The 18,686-nt window shown below is 67.9% G+C and carries 21 protein-coding genes; 11 read left to right on the forward strand and 10 right to left on the reverse strand.

Features of this window, described 5'->3' with window-relative positions:
- Nucleotides 1-240 precede the first annotated feature (240 nt).
- Nucleotides 241-672: a universal stress protein gene (locus tag BM172_RS19900; RefSeq protein WP_026636846.1), complete on the forward strand. Its 432-nt coding sequence runs from the start codon at nt 241-243 to the stop codon at nt 670-672.
- 9 nt (nt 673-681) lie between these two features.
- Here BM172_RS19900 and BM172_RS19905 read toward each other — a convergent pair whose 3' ends face one another.
- The gene (locus tag BM172_RS19905; RefSeq protein ID WP_051549153.1) at nt 682-1,515 is read right to left on the reverse strand and encodes a helix-turn-helix domain-containing protein; all 834 of its coding nucleotides are present in this window, start codon (nt 1,513-1,515) and stop codon (nt 682-684) included.
- Between the two features lie 159 nt (nt 1,516-1,674).
- Here BM172_RS19905 and BM172_RS19910 point away from each other — a divergent pair, with 159 nt between their 5' ends.
- On the forward strand, nt 1,675-2,670 hold the full coding sequence (locus BM172_RS19910; RefSeq protein ID WP_026636848.1) for an alpha/beta fold hydrolase: 996 nt from the start codon (nt 1,675-1,677) through the stop codon (nt 2,668-2,670).
- A gap of 88 nt (nt 2,671-2,758) precedes the next feature.
- On the forward strand, nt 2,759-2,950 hold the full coding sequence (locus BM172_RS19915; protein WP_143096566.1) for a hypothetical protein: 192 nt from the start codon (nt 2,759-2,761) through the stop codon (nt 2,948-2,950).
- A 149-nt stretch (nt 2,951-3,099) separates the two neighbouring features.
- On the opposite strand, the gene BM172_RS19920 is transcribed toward BM172_RS19915, so the two are convergent.
- The 3 genes from BM172_RS19920 to BM172_RS19930 all read right to left on the reverse strand — a co-directional run bounded on the left by BM172_RS19920 (nt 3,100) and on the right by BM172_RS19930 (nt 4,092).
- Entirely contained in the window at nt 3,100-3,393 is a 294-nt protein-coding gene (locus BM172_RS19920; RefSeq protein WP_026636850.1) for a DUF6881 domain-containing protein, read from the reverse strand.
- A 41-nt stretch (nt 3,394-3,434) separates the two neighbouring features.
- Nucleotides 3,435-3,692: a hypothetical protein gene (locus BM172_RS19925; RefSeq protein WP_026636851.1), complete on the reverse strand. Its 258-nt coding sequence runs from the start codon at nt 3,690-3,692 to the stop codon at nt 3,435-3,437.
- 76 nt (nt 3,693-3,768) lie between these two features.
- The gene (locus BM172_RS19930; protein WP_026636852.1) at nt 3,769-4,092 is read right to left on the reverse strand and encodes a hypothetical protein; all 324 of its coding nucleotides are present in this window, start codon (nt 4,090-4,092) and stop codon (nt 3,769-3,771) included.
- 296 nt (nt 4,093-4,388) lie between these two features.
- On the opposite strand from BM172_RS19930, the gene BM172_RS22605 reads away from it, so the two are divergent.
- Nucleotides 4,389-4,526 carry a hypothetical protein gene (locus BM172_RS22605; protein ID WP_155964745.1) on the forward strand — a complete coding sequence of 46 codons (138 nt, stop codon included), beginning with the start codon at nt 4,389-4,391 and terminating at the stop codon, nt 4,524-4,526.
- Nucleotides 4,527-4,541: 15 nt separating this feature from the next.
- Nucleotides 4,542-5,933: a C40 family peptidase gene (locus BM172_RS19935; protein ID WP_026636853.1), complete on the forward strand. Its 1,392-nt coding sequence runs from the start codon at nt 4,542-4,544 to the stop codon at nt 5,931-5,933.
- A 123-nt stretch (nt 5,934-6,056) separates the two neighbouring features.
- On the opposite strand, the gene BM172_RS19940 is transcribed toward BM172_RS19935, so the two are convergent.
- Nucleotides 6,057-6,911: a LysR substrate-binding domain-containing protein gene (locus BM172_RS19940; RefSeq protein ID WP_026636854.1), complete on the reverse strand. Its 855-nt coding sequence runs from the start codon at nt 6,909-6,911 to the stop codon at nt 6,057-6,059.
- 121 nt (nt 6,912-7,032) lie between these two features.
- Here BM172_RS19940 and BM172_RS19945 point away from each other — a divergent pair, with 121 nt between their 5' ends.
- The 5 genes from BM172_RS19945 (at nt 7,033) to BM172_RS19955 (ending at nt 12,422) form a co-directional block, all read left to right on the forward strand.
- Entirely contained in the window at nt 7,033-8,154 is a 1,122-nt protein-coding gene (locus BM172_RS19945) for an alpha/beta fold hydrolase (RefSeq protein ID WP_051549170.1), read from the forward strand.
- Between the two features lie 10 nt (nt 8,155-8,164).
- The gene (locus BM172_RS22610; protein ID WP_155964747.1) at nt 8,165-8,308 is read left to right on the forward strand and encodes a hypothetical protein; all 144 of its coding nucleotides are present in this window, start codon (nt 8,165-8,167) and stop codon (nt 8,306-8,308) included.
- Between the two features lie 60 nt (nt 8,309-8,368).
- Complete coding sequence (locus tag BM172_RS22615; RefSeq protein WP_155964749.1) at nt 8,369-8,512, forward strand: hypothetical protein; 144 nt, start codon at nt 8,369-8,371, stop codon at nt 8,510-8,512.
- Nucleotides 8,513-8,744: 232 nt separating this feature from the next.
- Complete coding sequence (locus BM172_RS19950; RefSeq protein ID WP_177218847.1) at nt 8,745-9,755, forward strand: serine hydrolase domain-containing protein; 1,011 nt, start codon at nt 8,745-8,747, stop codon at nt 9,753-9,755.
- Nucleotides 9,756-9,893: 138 nt separating this feature from the next.
- Nucleotides 9,894-12,422 (forward strand): glycoside hydrolase family 3 protein, encoded by a 2,529-nt coding sequence (locus tag BM172_RS19955; RefSeq protein WP_081805326.1) that lies wholly within the window; start codon nt 9,894-9,896, stop codon nt 12,420-12,422.
- Between the two features lie 116 nt (nt 12,423-12,538).
- Here BM172_RS19955 and BM172_RS19960 read toward each other — a convergent pair whose 3' ends face one another.
- Together BM172_RS19960 and BM172_RS19965 are read right to left on the reverse strand one after the other, a co-directional pair.
- Nucleotides 12,539-13,714 carry a GGDEF domain-containing protein gene (locus tag BM172_RS19960; protein ID WP_051549175.1) on the reverse strand — a complete coding sequence of 392 codons (1,176 nt, stop codon included), beginning with the start codon at nt 13,712-13,714 and terminating at the stop codon, nt 12,539-12,541.
- A gap of 84 nt (nt 13,715-13,798) precedes the next feature.
- Nucleotides 13,799-14,254, reverse strand: coding sequence for a GNAT family N-acetyltransferase (locus BM172_RS19965; RefSeq protein ID WP_026636856.1), 456 nt, complete (start codon nt 14,252-14,254; stop codon nt 13,799-13,801).
- Nucleotides 14,255-14,410: 156 nt separating this feature from the next.
- On the opposite strand from BM172_RS19965, the gene BM172_RS19970 reads away from it, so the two are divergent.
- Nucleotides 14,411-15,163 (forward strand): N-acetylmuramoyl-L-alanine amidase, encoded by a 753-nt coding sequence (locus tag BM172_RS19970; protein WP_026636857.1) that lies wholly within the window; start codon nt 14,411-14,413, stop codon nt 15,161-15,163.
- Nucleotides 15,164-15,351: 188 nt separating this feature from the next.
- Here BM172_RS19970 and BM172_RS19975 read toward each other — a convergent pair whose 3' ends face one another.
- The 3 genes from BM172_RS19975 to murL form a co-directional block, all read right to left on the reverse strand.
- Nucleotides 15,352-15,765: an OsmC family protein gene (locus BM172_RS19975; RefSeq protein ID WP_026636858.1), complete on the reverse strand. Its 414-nt coding sequence runs from the start codon at nt 15,763-15,765 to the stop codon at nt 15,352-15,354.
- A gap of 114 nt (nt 15,766-15,879) precedes the next feature.
- A complete protein-coding gene (gene murD / locus BM172_RS19980; RefSeq protein WP_026636859.1) occupies nt 15,880-17,238 on the reverse strand; it encodes a UDP-N-acetylmuramoyl-L-alanine--D-glutamate ligase in 1,359 nt (452 codons plus the stop codon).
- 9 nt (nt 17,239-17,247) lie between these two features.
- Nucleotides 17,248-18,591: a UDP-N-acetyl-alpha-D-muramoyl-L-alanyl-L-glutamate epimerase gene (murL, locus tag BM172_RS19985; RefSeq protein WP_026636860.1), complete on the reverse strand. Its 1,344-nt coding sequence runs from the start codon at nt 18,589-18,591 to the stop codon at nt 17,248-17,250.
- Nucleotides 18,592-18,686 lie beyond the last annotated feature (95 nt).

An 18,686-nucleotide genomic window follows, 5' to 3' on the forward strand; every position in this document is an offset into this window, starting at 1 on the left:
TCATCCGGCTGCCGCCACCTTCCTCGCTCCTCAGAGCCGCGCACATCCATGTGCGCTCCCCGCGTGCTCTCCCACGGGGACTACCTTCGGGTCGCCGGAGGGAGAAGGATTCCAACTTGAAGGAAATCAATACACCAAGCGCACCACTTGCAACCTCACCCCAATCAGCGGATACCGGAACCGTCACCCGCCCTCGCCGCGCCCCAACCGCACGGCAGGCGAGTCATAAGGGAGACGACCATGTACACGCACATCCTCATTCCCACCGACGGCACCGACGCCTCCGTCCACGCCATCGACACGGGCATCCGCCTCGCCGCGCAACTGCACGCCCGCGTGCACGCCCTGCATGTGCTGCCGCCGCTACCCGCCGTCAGTTTCATCGCCGACATGGTCCAGGGCGACGCCTGCAAGCGGCGCTCGATCGAGCATGCGCAGGAATACCTCGACGAGGTGCGCGAGAAAGCCCAGGCGGCCGGCGTGCCCTGCGATGCGGAATATGTGTTCGACAACCGCCCCTATGCGGCCATCGCCGGCGCCGCCACCAAGCACCACTGCGACCTGATCGTGATGGACGCGCACACGCACAACGGCATCGAGCGGCTGATGCTCAGCAATGTCGCGCACAAGGTGATTCTGTGCTGCGACGTGCCGGTGCTGGTCTGCCACTAGCCGGTTGGCTCAGGGATCCTGGTCCGCCAGCTGGCGGCAACGCGCGGCGGTGGCCTCGTCCATCGGGAAGCAGCACTCGATGTGCAACTCTTCAAGCGTCACGTCGCGCGGCGTGCCGAAGGTAGTGATGGTGGAGAAGAAGCTGAGCTGCTCGCCGTCGCCCTGCAACACCGTCGTCATCAGCGGCGACGGCGCGGTGGACAGGTCGCGCGTGCGCCAGCTGGCCGGCACGCCCGGGTAGGCAAGCACTTCGTCCAGCAACTCACGCGCCTGGGTATCGGAAGGCGCCGCGGCCACCTCGTTGTGCAGGTGGCGCACGATGCTCCCGGCGATCTCTTCCCAGTTGACCACCGCCTGGCGGAAGTCTTCCGGATCGAACATCTGCCGCAGCATATTGGTGTGCTTGCTCGGCCTGCCGCGCATCACATGGTTGCCGATGCGCTCCGCGGCACGGTTGGCGCCCAGCACATCCCAGTGGCGATTGAGCAGGAAGGCGGGGTACGGCTCCTGCTGCTGCAGGATCGCGTCGATGGCATTGCGGATCTGCGCCATCGCCGGTGTGGCCAGTGCGCTTTCCGGATACTTCGGCGCAAAACCCGCCGCCACCAATAGTGAGTTGCGCTCGCGCAGCGGCATGCCCAGCGTGTCGGCCAGCCGCGCCAGCATCTCGCGGCTGGCCTGCGCCTTGCCGGTTTCGACGCAGCTGAGGTGACGGGCAGAGATGCCGGCCTCCAGCGCCAGATCCAGCTGGCTGAGCCGCCGTGCGGCACGCCATTCGCGCAGCAATCCGCCCACCGCGGAGGCGGGCATGGCCATCGGCAAGGGGGCGTGGGCTCGGTTCATGGGAACGGAGCATACGGCGCGCCCATATCCGAAACCATGACCTGGCAGGTCATGGCGCCATGACCTCGGAGGTCATTGCCGCGATGCCGGCGCGAGCGAATCATCGTCCCTCATCAGCCGTCTCCTACCCACATGCAAGACCATTCGGAGAGCATCGCCATGCATCGCAGACAGTTCCTCAGCCTCGCCGCCGGTACCCTGGCCGCCGGCGCGCTGGTCGCCTGTGTCCCTCGCGGCGCCCGGAAGGCCATCGCCGCCTCAGGCGGCTCCGGCGGCGGCAGCCTCGACGGCGTCGCCGCTTTCAACGCAGCCCGCCGCTACGCCAGCAATCGCTTCGGCGAGATCGCCTACGTCGATCGCGGCAGCGGCCCGGCCGCGCTGTTCCTGCACGGCTTCCCGCTCAACAGCTATCAATGGCGCGGCGCGATCGACCGCCTCTCGCCCTACCGCCGCTGCGTGGCGGCGGACTCGATGGGCCTGGGCTACACCCGCCCCGCGCCCGGCCAGGGCGTGACACCCGCCGACCAGATGCAGATGCTCACCACCCTGCTCGACCAGTTGAACATCGGCACAGTGGATCTCATCGCCAACGACAGCGGCGGCGCCGTCGCCCAGCTGTTCATGACTACGCATCCGGAGCGCGTGCGCACCGTCCTGCTCACCAACTGCGACGTGGAGCCGGACAGCCCGCCACCCGCCGTGCTGCCGGTGCTGGAAGCCGCGCGCCGCGGCAAGTTCGCCGACGAGTGGCTGGTCCCCAACGTGCTCGACAAGAATTTCGCCCGTTCGCCCAAGGGCCTGGGCGGCTCGACCTTCACCTACCCCGCGCGCATGGCCGATGAAACCTTCGACATGTACCTGGGCCCGATCGTCGCCACGCCACAGCGCAAGGCCCTGGCCGATGCCTACGCGCTCGGCCTCGATCCCAACCCGCTGGCCGGCGTCGAGGCGAAGCTTAAGCAGAGTACGATCCCCACCCGCATCCTCTGGGGCACCGGCGACACCATCTTCAAGGGTTCCGATCCGGACTACCTGGACAAGACGCTGGGCAACTCCAAGGGCGTACGCCGGATCGAAGGCGCGAACCTGTTCTTCCCCGAGGAATTCCCTGACGTGGTCGCAGAAGAAGCGAAAAAGCTGTGGGGCATTGCCTGATATCGCTGAGGCCAAGACCTACACGCCGCCATAGCAACCGGCGGCGTACTTTTCGCGAATGACTACGCCCCGCGACCAGCTCCAGGCCATGCTCGACACCATCGCGCAACAGGTCCCGCACCTGCTGCGCGAAACCGACGACCGCGACGAATTCTGGACCGCCTTCGCCAACCTCACCGACCCGCCGCTGGCCGCGGCAGGGCCGGAGGATTTCGATTGGGTCAGCGCGAAGATTACGGAGATGCTGGCGGCATGCGGGGTGACGCCGCCGGAGGCGTGAGCAGCTCATCACTCGACCCGTCATCCAGCCTGCGCCGGAATGACGAGCTGGCGTAGGTTGGGGTGAGCCATGGGCGAACCCCAACAGGCCTCGCACGTGATCGCGGCGTTGGGGTTCGCCTACGGCTCACCCCAACCTACGGACCTGTATCAAGACGTCGCGCGTCGCGTCAGGAATCCATCGTTCCACGCACGCTCGAACTCCATCCTCGTCATCCGCTGCGCCACGAATTCCGGATCGGCATCGATCTCCGCCAGCGACGGCGACGGCGTTTCATCCAACCGCGTATCGCCTTCCGCAAACCTCGCGCTGGCCAGCGCCACGCGACCATCGGCGAAACGCTCCACCTTGCGCCGCTGGTAACCGTCCGGGCCGATCTCCAGCAGGATTTCGATGGGATAGCCGAGGCCTACGCCCTTCCACAAGACTCTGATGTACTCCATCGACATCACCTCGGTTCCGGCACGCCGCACTATCTGAGGTCTCATCTCATGGACAGCCCATCGAGGGCCGCCCCCACCAGCAGGAGCACCGCGAGCGTAACGCCAAGCGCCACGTACAGCTTCGTCCCGCGCGGAAACGCAGCCATCATCAAGAACGCCAGCGCCAACTGATAGTGGCCCTGCGCGATCGAGCGTTCGTCCGACGTCCACGGATGAGTCGCCGCGAGATACGCCAGCGCGAACAACGCGATGCCGAGCCGCGCCTTCGACCCGGGATTCCAGACTTTCGGTATGGCCATGACGCCCCTATCCGGTCGCAGCCCATCTCCCCCTAGCCTGCCCGACTTCAACGGACCGTTCCAGCCGGCCACGCTCTCACGCCTGCGAACCCATCCCCTGGTACTGCTCCAGATGCCGCCGATGCAGCGACCGCACCGACGCGATGCAAACCACCGCGTGCGGAATCGAGCGCAGGTAGAGCAGCCAGTTCTGGTCGTCGCATTTGTAGAACAGATTGCCGGCCTCGCCGCCCCAGCGGGTGGCGTCGGTGCGGTCCTGCAGGGACAGCATCACGTCCCTGGCCTTGCCGGGCACGCCGAAGGTGACGCCGTAGCCGAGGTCGTCGTCGAACTGCAGGGAGGGGTCGTCGAACAGGATCTTGAGGTGGTGCTTGAGCTCATCGACGGTTTCGATGCGCATACCGTGAAACTCCTTTTCAGCGGTTGCCGCGCGGCGCGGTCCGGCGATTTTAGCGGGGCATGCCGCCGGGCCGCGTGACCGACACCCCACTATCCGCCCGCCGCGGGCAGGCCCGCGTCCGCTGTCCGCCCCGTTGTCCGGACACGGGCGTCCGCCTGTCCGCGGACAACCCTCCCGCGCCGCGCCACTTTGAAGAAATGGCTCAACTGCGCCGTTTGCGAGCCATCGCATCAGTTGGCACGCCCTTTGCCACCTGTACCCCGAAAGCCTCAATCACCACCCCAAGGAGAGATGTCATGAAATTCGAGACCATGATGCTGAAGGGTTTCTTCGTCGCCGGCCTGCTGGTCTGTGCCCTGGCCCTGGGCGGCATGCTGAGCTCGCATGTGTCTGCGCCGGAGTCGGTCGCCAGCAACGTATCCGCTCACCGCTGATCCGGGAAACGAAACATGCGATTGACCACCCATCTCGCCGGCGCGCTGCTGCTTGCCCTGGTCTGCGCGCCGGTCGTCGCCGGCGATGTGCTGCCCATTCCGCCTTCCGGCGTGATCGGCACCGACGATGCGATGCTCTCGCCGGAATACTGGGTGGCGCGCGCTTCAGAAACGGACAAACTCATTCTGGACAAGAGCGCGATCGACGCCTTGAATGCGCGCCTGCTCGCCAACGACCCAAGCATGTACGACCTGTCCAGGCTCGGCAGCGAAGTGGCAGGCGAACAAGTACGGGCCTGGATCGCCAAGCTGTCGAAGGCACCAGCCAAACCGTTGTACGACGAACACGACCAGCTGGTGCCGAAGGCCGCGATCGATGCGGCGATCGCCGCACTGGCACTGGACAAGATTCCCGCGCGTGCGCCGGTCCGCTACGGCCTGGTGACGCACCGCGTATCGATGCGCAACCTGCCCACCGGCTTGCGCGCCTTCCCCGGCAAGGGACTGCAGGATTTCGAGCAGTTCCAGGAGAGCACGCTGTTCCCCGGCGACCCGGTGGCCATCGTGCACACCAGCGCGGACGGCCAGTGGTTCTTCGTGGTGAGCCCGCGCTACGCCGCCTGGGTGGAACGCGCGGCCATCGGTATCGGCACGCGCGACGAAGTGCTGGCCTATGCGGCCAAGACCTCGTATCGCGTAATCACCGGCGACAAGGAGCGCACCGTGTTCACGCCGGAAGCGCCGACCGTATCGGAAACGCAACTGGACATGGGCACACGCATCCCGCTGGCCCTGTTGCCGCCGGATCAACCGGTGAATGGCCAGGGACCCTACGAAGCCTGGACGCTGTCGCTGCCCACTCGCACGGGAGACGGCTCGCTGCACCTGCAACCGGCGCTGCTCCAGCGCAAGGCCGACAGCGCCGCCGATTATCTGCCGTTGACCCGCGCCAACCTGATCCGCCAGGCGTTCAAGTTCCTCGGCGAGCGCTACGGCTGGGGCCATCTTTACAACGGTCGCGACTGCAGTGGCTTCGTCTCCGACGTCTATCGCAGCATGGGCCTGCAGTTGCCGCGCAACAGCGGCGATCAAGCCAGAAGCCCGGTGCTGAAGCATCGGCTCTTCGATGCCAGGGACAACCACGAAGAGCGCATGCGCGCATTGGCCCATGCCCAGGTTGGCGATCTGATCTACATCCCCGGCCACGTGATGATGTTCCTGGGCCGCGTCAATGGCGAACCGTACGTGATCCAGGACGTGGGCGGACTGGTGTTCCGCGATGGCGAAGGAAAGCTGCGCTGGACCAAGACCAACGAAGTGTCGGTGACGCCGCTGTTGCCGTTGCTGGTGGACGAAAAGCTTTCCTACGTGGACGCGATGACCAGCCTGGTAAGCATTCGGCCATAAGCGGCCGCGATATGACCAATGCCCGGGAGCAAGCCGCACCGCGTAGGTTGGGGTGAGCAGAGCGAACCCCAGCGTGACGGCGGCCATCGAGGGACCGTTGGGGTTCGCTCTGCTCACCCGAACCTACGTGGCCGTTGCCAGCCATGCGCGGAACGCGGCCACCGCCGGCGTGTCCGCTACGTCGCGGGCGGAAACCAGGTAATAGGCGCCAGGCACGGCGATGGCACGCGTGCCCAGCCGGACGAGCGCGCCGGAGCGGATGGCATCGGCGACCAGCACGCTGCGCCCCAGCGCCACGCCGTGCCCCGCCTCGGCCGCCTGCAGCAGCAGCGCGGAATCGCTGTACACCGGCCCGGACGGCGTTGCGCCCGCGGCGCCGGGCCAGCGCTCCCAGCTGTGGAAGTCATCGCGCAACAGCGTAGCGGCATGGAAATCGTCGCCAACCAGCTTGAGCATGCGCGCATACGCCGGCGCGGCCACCGGAAAGATCGACTCGTCGAACAGCTTCTCCGCATGCAAGCCCGGCCAGCGTCCGTCGCCATAGCGGATGGCGAGGTCCGCCTGCTCCGCATCCAGGTCGAGCAGCGCCGTGGTGGCATGCAGCCTGAAGTCGACTTGCGGATGCGCCGCGAGGAAGGCGCCCAGCCGCGGCATCAGCCAGCGGCTCACCAGCGACGGCGGCGCGGTGAGGGACAAGCGTTGCGCGTCGCGCGCGCGCAGCGCATCGCCCAGCGCGGAAAGCCGCTCCAGCAACGGCTGCGCCGCGTCTAGCAGGCGCTCGCCCGCGGAGGTCAGCGCCACCTCGTGCCGCTGCCGCCGGAACAGCGCCGTACCGTAGAACGCTTCCAGCGCACGGATCTGGTGGCTCACCGCGCTAGCGGTCAGGTGCAGCTCCTCGCCGGCCAGGGTGAAGTTGCGCAGGCGCGCCGCGGCCTCGAAGGCGCGCAGCGTGTGCATCGGCGGCAGCGTGTAGCGCATGGTGCTCCGGCGGCATGAAGGGCATTCATGGCTCGATGAAGACTCTTCGCTTCACCGGCCCGCTACCGCGCCGAATACTCGGCGCACCCCGCTCGGGGCTGCCCATCTTGCCGGAGAACCCATGAAGACGCTCGTGTCCCTGCTGTGGCTGTTCGCGCTGGCCTGCGCACCGATGACGGCAAGCGCCGCCACCTTGCGGGAAGGCTGGCAGGCGGTGGACGGCCTGCGCCTGTTCTATCGCGAGGGCGGCTCGCCGGACGATCCGACCGTGGTGTTCCTGCATGGCTATCCGCTGTCGTCGATCCAGTACGCGCGGGTGATGGAGCAACTGGCCGACCGGCATCTGCATGTGATCGCGGTGGACTATCCGTCCTTCGGCTATTCCGACGCACCGGATCGCCGGAGCTATCGCTACAGCTTCGACCATCTCGCGCAGACGGTGGCGCACTTCCTGGCCGCACGCGGCATCCATCGCTACAGCCTGTACATGCAGGACTACGGCGTGCCGGTCGGTTTCCGCCTGATCGGCGCCGATCCCTCGGCGATCACCGCCGTGATGGTGCAGAACGGCGTGATCCATCTCGATGGTTTTCCCGCCGCGCAGAATCCGCAGGGCGAGCTGCGGCGGCATTGGCGCGAGCGCAACGAACAGTTGGATATGCGCCGTACGGCGTATGCCGGCAGGCTGCCGTACCCGGGCGCCGACGACTGGGACGACGAAGATCACGCCGGCCCCGACGCCTGGGCGCTGATGCGCGCCGCCACGCAACGGCCCGGCGTGGTCGAGGCGCGCAACGACCTGTGGTTCGACTACGGCAGCAATGTCGAGCGCTATCCGGCCTGGCAGGCGCTGCTGCGCAAGCTGCGCGTGCCGGTGCTGGTGCTGTGGGGCAAGCGGGATGAGTACTTCACCGTGCCCGGCGCCTGGGCCTACCGGCGCGAGGCGCCGCAGGCGGAGGTGCATATCCTCGATTCGACGCACTTCGCGACGCTGGATGCGCCGGATGAAGTGGCCGGCCTGGTGGGTGCATTCCTGGAGCGGCAGCGGGACGCGCTGCCCTGGTACGGCGCGTTGGTGTCCGGTGTCCGCCGTGTCCGGATATGGCCGTCCATCTGTCCGCGGACAATCTCGGCGCCTCATGACGTTTTCGAGAAATGGCTCAACGGTGCGGCCTGCGAGCCTTCTTCGAGGTTGGCACGCCCCTTGCCATCTATACCTCGAAAGACTCAATCACCCACCTAGGAGAGATGTCATGAAAGTCGAGACCGTGATGCTGCAAGGCTTCTTCGCCGCCGGCCTGCTGGTTTGCGCCCTGGTCCTGGGCGGCATGCTGACCACCCACGCCGCGGCTCCGCAAGCGATCGCCGCCACCGCGGTGGTTACCGCCGGCCGTTGATACGACGCGCAAGACGGCGCGTACGGATGCCACCCATCGGTTGCGCCTGGGAGAGCTGTCATGAAATTCGAGAACATCATGTTGCACGGTTTCTTCGCCGCCGGTCTGCTGGTCTGCGCCCTGGTGCTGGGCAGCATGCTGACCACGCAGGTCTCGGTACCGGCCTCGGTCGCCAGCAACGCCGCGGTGTCCACCAGCCGCTGAGCCGACACGGCGAGGAAAGATCGCGGCGCGCTTAAACCCTGCAGCGCCGCCGGGCATCCGAACTGGAGCTTCTCTCCCGCAAGGTGCCCCGATGAATGGCTCGTCGAAGTTGCGCAAGCGTAAGCATGGATGGGCGGGATGGCGATGGATACTGGCAGCGCCTTTCCTGCTGGCCGCCTTCCCCGCCCTCGCGGATTGCGCTGCCTGCGCCGCCACCGCCCGGCGCTTTGCCGTGGACCAGCACTTCAATGGCGTGATCCTGGTAGGCCATGGCTCGCAGGTGGACTATGTCGAGAGCTTCGGCGTAGCGGATGCGCAGACGCAGCGCCCATTGACGGCCGATACGCCGTTCGAAAGCGGCTCGATCTCCAAATGGATCGCCTCGATGCTGGTGATGCGGCTGGTGCAGCAAGGCGAACTGGCGCTGGACCGGCCGATCTCGACCTATCTGCCGGACTATCGCCGCGACAACGGCAACAAGCTCACCTTGCGCCATCTGCTGAGCCACGCCAGCGGCGTACCTAACGAGATCGACGAGGCGATCAAGCGCGATCCGTCCGTGCGTCTCCTGTCGCTCGACAACGCCGAAGCCGTCCGCCGCTACGCCAGTGGCGACCTGCGCTTCGCGCCTGGCACGGATTGGGATTACTCACACGCCAACTGGCTGTTGGTAAAAGCGATCGTCGAGAAAGTCACCGGGCGCAGTTATGTGTCCCTGGTGGACGGCTATCTGGTCCAGCCGCTGGCGCTGCGCCACAGCGGCGTCTATACGGGAAGCTCGTCCAAGGTGCCGGGCATGGCGCTCGGCTATCGGCAGCTCGCACCGCATCCCATCGCGCTGGACAAGCCTTCGCCGGACTTCATGGCGCTTGCCGGCGGCTACTACGCCAGCGCCAACGATCTGTTCGCCCTGATGGATGGCCTGTTCGGCGGCAGGCTGCTGTCGCCGGAAAGTACGCGCACGCTGATGAGCGTAGAGCGCTCGCCCCAGCACTACGCCCTGGGCGGACGCACCAAGACGCTCTCCTTTGCCGGCGTCGAGCACCCCGTCGCCTGGGAATACGGCTCCAACGGCGCCTTCCGCGCGCTCGCCTGGCGCACGCTGGACGACGGCCACAGCGTGATCGTGCTGAACAACACCAGCTTCGATCACCTGAAGATCGGCGAGCTGGCGACGACGCTGATGGAGGCCAGCTACGGCCCTGCCCCGGCGGCCTCGGCATTGTCCCGTCCAAAAAATTGAACGTGGCAGACTCGGGACTCCCCTGCCCTGCGAGGAGAGTCCGTGAAGCCGTCGTCCCGTTCCCGCGTTCGTCCCCTTCGTTTCCGGCGCCTGGCCGCCCTGGCGCTGGGCCTGGCCTGCGCCGGCCACGCCGTCGCCATGGACGCCGCCCAGGCCGAGCGCCGCGCGGCGGAGCTGGTGGCGCGCATGACGCTGGAGGAGAAGATCGCGCAGCTGCAGAGCTCGGCGCCGGCGATCCCGCGCCTGGGCGTGCCGGCCTACGACTGGTGGAGCGAGGGGCTGCACGGCACGGCGCGCGCGGGCTATGCCACGGTGTTCCCGCAGGCGATCGGCCTGGCGGCGAGCTGGAACGCGGCGCTGCTGCATGAGGTGGGCGAGGTGGTCTCCACCGAGGCGCGCGCGAAGTACAATCTGGCCGGCCGCGGCGATCATCCGCGCTATCACGGCCTGAGCATCTGGTCGCCGAACATCAATATCTTCCGCGACCCGCGCTGGGGCCGCGGCCAGGAAACCTACGGCGAGGATCCGTTCCTCACCGGCACGCTCGCCACCCGGTTCGTGCGCGGCATCCAGGGCGACGACCCGGCCGAGCTGAAGGCTGCCGCCACGCCCAAGCATTTCGCCGTGCACAGCGGGCCGGAGAAAGGCCGGCATGGCTTCGATTCGCACACCCCGCCGCATGACCTGGAAGACACCTACCTGCCCGCGTTCCGCATGGCGGTGACCGAAGGCCAGGCCGCGTCGGTGATGTGCGCCTACAACGCGCTGGAAGGCACGCCGGCCTGCGCCTCGCCGCTGCTGTTGCAGGAGCGGCTGCGCCGCGACTGGCGCTTCGCCGGCTACGTCGTCTCCGACTGCGATGCGGTTGACGACATGACCCAGTTCCACCACTACAAGCCCGACAACGCCGGCTCCTCGGCCGCCGCGGTTGCCGCGGGCACGGATCTCGATTGCGGCATCGCCTACGCGGCGCTGGGCGAGGCGGTGCGCAAGGGCCAGGTGAGCGAGGCCGTGCTGGACCAGGCTGCGCGGCGGTTGTTCGCCGCGCGTTACCGGATGGGCATGCTCGACGAGCCGAACGGCCCTTATGCCACGCTTGGCGCGGCCGACATCAACTCCCCGGCGCATCGCGCGCTCGCGCTGCGGGCCGCGCGCGAATCGATCGTGCTGCTGAAGAACGAAGGCGGCGCGCTGCCGCTGAAGCAGGACACGCGCATCGCGGTGATCGGACCCAATGCCGATGCGCTGAATATCCTGGAGGCGAACTACCACGGCACCGCGGTCGATCCGGTCACGCCACTGGCGGGCCTGCGCAAGCAGTTCGGCGCGGCGCGCGTGAGCTATGCGCAAGGCGCGACGCTGGCGCAGGGCGTGTCCGTGCCCGTGCCGGCCAGCGCGCTGCGCACGGGCGGCAAGGATGCGGGGCCGGGGCTGCGCGGCGAGTACTTCGACCACGCCGACTTCAACGGCAAGCCCAGGCTCGTGCGCACCGACCACCGCATCGACTTCGACTGGGACGAAGTGCCGCCCGCCAAGGGCTTCGCCGCCGCCAACTACGCCGTGCGCTGGACCGGCGACCTGCTCCCGCCTGGCGCAGGCGACTACAACCTCAACGTGCACATCGACCGCTGCTTCGACTGCAAGGGCCACGATCCGGTGCGCCTGTACGTCGACGGCAAGCTGGTGCTGGACGACCACGGCAAGGACTACGACCTCAACGTGCCGCTGCATTTCGCCGACACGCGCCCGCGCCCGCTGAAGCTGGAACTGCGCCACAGCGGCGAGGACCAGGGCATCCGCCTGCAATGGAACGCGCCGGCCGATGCGCAGCTGCGCGAAGCGAAGGAAGCGGTTGCCAAGGCCGATGTCGTGGTGGCGGTGGTCGGGCTGTCGCCGGATGTCGAGGGCGAGGAACTGCAGGTCAGCGTGCCGGGCTTCTCCGGCGGCGACCGCACCGACCTGGCCCTGCCCGCCACTCAACAGAAGCTGCTGGAGGCGGCCAAGGCGAGCGGCAAGCCGCTGGTGGTGGTGCTGACCAGCGGCAGCGCCGTCGCGCTGAACTGGGCGAAGCAGCACGCCGACGCGATCGTCGCCGCGTGGTACCCCGGCGAGGAAGGCGGTACGGCGATCGCGGATGTATTGGCCGGCAACTACAACCCGGCGGGCCGCCTGCCGGTCACGTTCTATGCGTCCGCGGACGACCTGCCGAAGTTCGACGATTACCGGATGGAAGGAAGGACGTATCGGTATTTCCGTGGCACGCCGCTGTTCGCGTTCGGCGAAGGGCTGAGCTATACGCGCTTTGCCTATGAGGCGCCGACGTTGTCGAGCAAAACCTTGAAGGCCGGTGACAAGCTTGGCGTCGATGTGCGGGTGCGCAATGCGGGCGAGCGGGATGGCGACGAGGTGGTACAGGTGTATCTGAGTTCAAGCGAGGAAGGCGCGCCACGGCATAGTCTGGTCGGCTTTCGGCGAGTGGCATTCAAGGCGGGCGAATCGAAGCTCGTGCATTTCGAGATCGATCCACGGCAGTTGAGCGTGGTGAACCTCAAGGGTGAGAGGAAAGTGGCGCCAGGCAAGTACGTGTTGTTCGCCGGCGGGCAACAGCCCGCCGGCAACACCGGGACGGAGTTCTTGATCGAAGGCTCACTGGCTTTGCCGCGCTGAAAACCCCTACTTCGGCGTAGGTTGGGGTGAGCGCCAGCGAACCCCAACATCGCGAACACGTGTGAGGTCTGTTGGGGTTTGCCTGCGGCTCACCCCAACCTACGCCAGGGTCAATCTCACACCGCCGCCGTCTGCGCCTCGCGGAAGCCGGCCCATTCGACGCGGTTGCGGCCGTGGTGCTTGGCGCGATAGAGCGCCGCATCCGCCGCGGTGATCAGGCTGTTGATATCCAGGCCGGCGCCGCCGGCGACACCGATGCTGGTGGTGACGGCGATGCGCAGCTCGCCGTGCGCGGCGGGCGCCGCGGCCAGGCGCGAGCGCACTTCCTCGGCGGCGACGATGGCCTGGGCGGCGTCGATGCCAGGCAGCACCAGCAGGAATTCCTCGCCGCCGTAGCGGCCCAGCAGCGCTCCATCCGGCAGCTGCACCGCGTGCACGATCTTCACGAAGTGGCGCAGCACTTCGTCGCCGGCGGCATGGCCCCAGCTGTCGTTAACGGCCTTGAAGCGATCCAGGTCCAGCAGCAGCACCGACGAGGTGCGGCCTTGCGCACGGCAGGCTGCGACCGCCTGGCGGCCGTCGTCGATCACCGCGTTGCGGTTGCGCAGGCCGGTGAGGCCGTCGGTGCGCGCCATGCTGCGCAGGTCCAGGGTCAGGCGCTCGGCCAGCATCAGGGTGAAGCCGGTGCTGACCAGGAAGGTGCAGAAGATCGCAAACAGATAGTTGGCCGTCACCAGTTGCGTGGCCAGCAGCACCTGCGAGGTGGTGGCCGGCGCCACCATCACGATCGAGCGCATGGCGTAGAACACGGCGTCGGAACCGAACACCAGCGCGGTGAATACGCAACTGACGCGCAGGTCGCGCGGCGCGCGGCGCAGCAGCACCCAGATCATCCACGCATCCCACACCACGCTCCTGCCGCCGAACGCCAGCGCCTCGACGCGCTGCCCGGGCGGCGCCAGCAGGAAGGCCACCTGCATGACCAGGAAAACACCCGAGAGCAACAGCGGCCAGCGCCAGCGCAACGCATAGCGCACGTGCACGGCAATGCCCATCAGCATTGCCGCGTTGGCGATGGCGATCAGCACGTTGCCGACGATCGCCGACAGGAAGGTCTCGCGCTCGTCCAGGCCCTGTGCCAGGCCGGCCAGGGTGATGATCCAGAACGCCGCCGCCCAGATGCGCAGCGCAGGCAGCCCGCGCAGCACCAGGCCGAGCAGGGTGAAGCTCAGGGAAATCGTCGCCCCGACGGCGAGTCCGATGACGCCGAGCGTGAAAAGGTCCAGATGCATCGCACACCCCTGCGCCGAAAAGCGGCGCCCCCTAAAGTGCAGACGGCCGCATTATTGCCCAGCCCGAAGCGGCGTGCGTGACGGCTACAGCAGCCGGGTCATGAAGACGCTGTTGGGGTCGTCGACGTAGTCGGCGAAGGGTCCGCAGAAGGCGAAGCCGAAGCTGGCATAAAGTTTTCGGGCCGGCTCGAAGGCCGCCATCGAGCCGGTTTCCAGGCTCAGCCGGCGGTACGAACGCGCGGCAGCCTCATCCACGATATGCCGCAGCATCACCGCCGCCACGCCGCGCCGCCGGTGCGCGTTGGCCGTGCGCATCGATTTGATCTCGCCATGGCCGGCGTCGAGCTGCTTGAGCGCGCCGCAGCCCAGCAGGTCCTCGCCGTCCCACACGGTCCAGAAGCTGAGCTCCGGCCGGCGCAGGCCGTCCAGGTCCAGGGCATGGATGCTTTCCGGCGGCGAGTGGCGCGCCATGTCGCGCAGGTGCTCGCCGAGCAGGTCGATGATGCGGGGATCGGTCAGGTCGTCGAGGCGGATCTGCATGGCGGGGCGCGCAATCGTGGTCGCATCGATCCTAGCCGCGGGACCGGCGGCCGCCAACCGGCGATCGGCATCCTTGACGCTGTCCCTGCGCTGCGGCAGCTTTCGCCGGGTTTCCTGCCGCGAGAGAGCGCCTTGTCACGTTCCGCCTGCGTTGCCCTGTGCCATGCCGCGCGCCGCGGCCTGATCCTGCTGCCGCTGGCCTGGCTGGCCGCCTGCGCGCCGCTGCCGGCGCGCAATCCGCTGGCCACCTGGGTGCCCTCGCCCAATCACGACATCCGCCGGCCGGTGCTGATCGTGCTGCATTTCACCGACCAGCACTCGGTGCAGGAAAGCCTGCACACGCTGCGCACCGCCAACAGCGGCGGCCCGGTGAGCGCGCATTACCTGATCGGCGCGGACGGCGGCATCTACCAGCTGGTGGCGGACGAGCAGCGCGCCTGGCACGCCGGACCCGGACGCTGGGGCACCATCACCGATGTCAACTCCGCCTCGATCGGCATCGAGCTGGACAACGACGGCCACACGCCATTCGCCCAGCCGCAGATCGACAGCCTGCTGCGGCTGCTGGGCGACCTGACCACGCGCCTGCGCATTCCGCGCACGCAGATCATCGGCCATGAAGACCTCGCGCCGGGGCGCAAGGACGATCCCGGCCCGCTGTTTCCGTGGAACCGGCTGGCCGATGCGGGCTACGGCTTGTGGCCGCAGGGATGGCTGGTGGATCCGCCGGCGGGTTTCGATCCGTGGATGGCGCTGGGCCTGATCGGCTACTCGCTCGACAACCGCGCGGCGGCGGTGCGCTCGTTCCATCACCATTTCCGCGGCATGGACGGCGACACGCTCGATATCGACGACATGCGCGTGCTGTATGCGCTGGCGAAGCAGCTGGGGGCAGTCACCACGCCGTAGGTCATGGCGCTACAAGTCGGCAAAGCCCGTCATTCCGGCGCAGGCCGGAATCCAGTGGCGATATTGTTGGATGTTTGCGAGGCGATGAAAGGCGGGAAGCTCTCCCGCCAGGATCGGACGTGGTCGCTGCTGGATTCCGGCCTGCGCCGGAATGACGCTAAATCGTACCTGAGGGCGACAACTGCCTTTTATAAAGCAATGAAAGCCCCGCGCTCGCTGCTGATCTCGGCGCCTTCGCGCATGGCCTTGGTCACCGGCGTGTTGGCGACGATTTCCAGCAGGCGGTTCCATTGCTCGTCGCTCAGCGGCTGGTCCGAGCGCAGCACGCGATGGATATGCAGCTTGCCTTCCTCATCGCGCGTGAGGCTGAGTTCCGCGCGGAACTCGCCCAGGTTCCAGTCCTTGCGCTGCGCATACATGCGCAAAGTGATCGCGGTGCATGCCGCCAGCGAGGACAGATACAGGTCGAACGGCGCCGGTGCCGCGCCCTGCCCGCCCAGCGCCTTGGGCTCGTCGGTGTCGAGGGCGAAATGGCCGGCCTGGATGCGGTGCAGGTAGTCGGTGTCGGTGGAGACGATCGAAACAGCGGCGACGCGGCCCATGAAGATCCCTCGTAGGTTGGGGTGAGCCGAAGGCGAACCCCAACGTGGCGTTCGTGATGAGAGGCCTGTTGGGGTTCGCCTGCGGCTCACCCCAACCTACGCCATCCGTTTCGGTCAGGCGATGCCCAGGCCGGCGATGCCGGTAATCGCGCGCCCGTCGAAGCCGGCAAGATCCGCGAAATGGCGGCCGCGCTCGGCATAGTCATGAAACTGGTCGAAGCTGGGCGCGCCGGGCGAAAGCAGGATGCAACCGCCGGTTGGCGTAAGCCTGCGCGCTTCGGCCACGGCGGCGTCGAGGGTGGCGGCTTCGACCAGCGTGGTCGCGACCTTGGCTTCGCGCAGCGCGGCGGCGATGCGCGGACCGTTGGCGCCGCTGCACACGATGGCATGCGGCGGATGCGCCAGTTCGGCGGCGACGAATTCCGACCAGTCCAGGCCACGGTCGTGGCCGCCGGCCAGCACCGTCACCGCGCGGCCGTGCAGGCTTTCCAGCGCGGCCAGCGTGGCCAGCGGCGTGGTGCTGATCGAATCGTTGACCCAGTGGATGCCGTCGCGCTCGCCCAGCGGCTGCAGGCGATGCGGCAGCGGCACGAAGCTGGCCAGCGCCGGCGCCGCGGCCACGGCGTCGTAGCCCATGGCTTCCAGTGCGGCGAGCGCGGCGCAGGCATTGAGCGCGTTGTGCGCGCCGGGGGCGGCGAGGCGCTTCGCCTCGAAGACATTGCGGTCGCCGCGGCGGATGAAGCCGTCCGCGACATGCCAGCCATGCGCCTCGCCGAACAGCAGGCGTGCGGGATGGCCGGCGGTCTTGTCCAGCAGCGACGGCTGCAGGGCATTCACCAGCAGGCGTTGCGAGACGTCCGCCAGCTTCAGCTTGTCGGCGACGTAGCGCTCGCGCGAGCCGTGCCAGTCCAGATGTTCCTCGTACAGGCTGGTGATCACGCCCAGCGCCAGCGGGCCGGCTTCGCCGGTCTGGAAGCTGGACAGCTCGATCGTCCACAGCTCGGCCGACTGGTCGAGCAGCTCCAGCAGCGGCATGCCGATATTGCCGGCCAGGGCGGTGCGCACGCCGAGCGCACGCGCCAGGTGCGCGAGCAGCGCGGTGGTGGTGCTCTTGCCCTTGGTGCCGGTGACCGCGATGACCTTGGCCGCGGGGTTCTCGCCGAACCACAGCGCGGTGCCCGAGGTGACCCGCAGGCCCGCCTCTTTCGCGGCGAGCAGTGCCGGCTTGTAGGCCGACACGCCGGGCGATTTCACCACCACGTCGAACGCGGCCAGGTCGATCGCATCCGGCTCGCGTCCATGCACGGCCAGCGCGGCATCGAAAGCCTGTGCCGCGGCGACCTCCGCCTCGCGGCAGAACAGCGTCAGCGGAAGTTGCGGCAGGCGTTGCCGCAGGGCGGCGATGGCGGCGCGGCCCTCGCGGCCGAAACCCCAGATGGCGACACGCCTGGCGTCCAGCTCAGCGATGCGCATGCGGGCCGCTCAGGCGAAGAAGTCGAGCGCGCCGCGCAGGCGCACCGGGATGCGCTGCTCGGGCGACGGCTGCAGCCAGGGCTCCAGCGCCAGCGCCGAGACATCGAGCTGCGGCAGGATCTCGCTGCGGAAGCGCGCCACCAGCGCGTCTTCCTGCCACTCCGGCCGCTGGCTCAGCGCGTACATCGCGGCGCGCGCCTCGGCGCCCTCGCCCACGCATTCGAACGGCTTGTGGTCCTGGTATTCCAGCAGCGCGTCGAAGCCGGCGGCCTGGCTGTCGTCGTCCAGCAGGTTGCGGCCGAAGATCTGCAGCAGGCGTGGCTTGGGCAGGAACGGCGCCAGCGCGAGGAACACGAAATGGCATTTCGGGCACTGCCCGCACCAGCGGTCGGCCGGCTTGGGACCGAGGATGCGGAAGTTGCGGTTGCAGCTGGAGAACGCATCGAAGTACGGCGTGAGCTTGGCGAAGGCGCGGGTCACCGCCAGCTCCGAGTACGGCCGCAGCAGCGAGAAATAGTCCAGATCCGCCGCCACTTGCGCATGCAGCCAGTCGCCCAGCAGCTGCTCGAAGGCGTAACCCTTGCTCCATTGATGGTTGACCTGCTGGCCTTCGTATTCGAGCGTCGCGGCCGAGGCCGAGCGCTCGTTGGCGAAGGCAATGCTGTCGAAGCCGTACAGGATCGCGGCCAGGGCGAGGATCGCCGAGTTCACCGCGGTCACCGGGATATGCCCGTTCCAGGCGCCCAGGCGGTTGAGGTCGAACAACTGCGGCGCCAGCTCGCGCTGGATGTTGAGCGTGGGCAGGCCCGTGCGAGCCGCGCAGGCCGCGATCAGCTCCGAATTGCCCACCCACACCGCGGTGGCCGCGCCGCCGGCGGACTTGATCGCCTCCACCGCGACCAGCGAGTCCTTGCCGCCACCGATCGGTACCAGGGTGCGCTTGGGCAGGTTGAGCGCGGGCGCCGGCGCAGCCGCGGCGGCGCCGCGTGGAAAGGCGATGCGCCCGCGCAGATCCAGGCCATTGCGATAGGCGAATTCCGCCAGGCCATGCAGGTACAGCGCATCCAGCAGATCGGCTGTACCGTCGTCCAGCGGACCGCCCGCCACTTCGATACGCGGCGGCACGCCGGCCTTGTAGTAGCTGACGCCGGCGACCAGGTGCAGCAGTTGCAGCGCGCGCTCGAAGGCGGCGGCATACGCGGGCGGCACGGCGGGGGCGCCGGGGAAACGCACGCGCTCGACCAGCTCCTCGCCATTGTCGAAGGCATAGGCCAGCTCGGCCACGCCGTCGGCGTAGCTGCAGCGGACGAAGCGGAAGACCTGGGTGAGGCGGGGTTGGATGGGGGTGGTCACTTTATTAGTGGCTCCGTTTTGTCACCTTGCCTGACTGTGTCGGCAGCAAAGTGGCTGAATGCTGATCGTGCGGCGGCGCAGAGCCCCTCTCCCCT

The sequence above is a fragment of the Dyella marensis genome, assembly GCF_900112865.1.
GTDB classification, from domain to species: Bacteria; Pseudomonadota; Gammaproteobacteria; order Xanthomonadales; family Rhodanobacteraceae; genus Dyella_D; species Dyella_D marensis_A.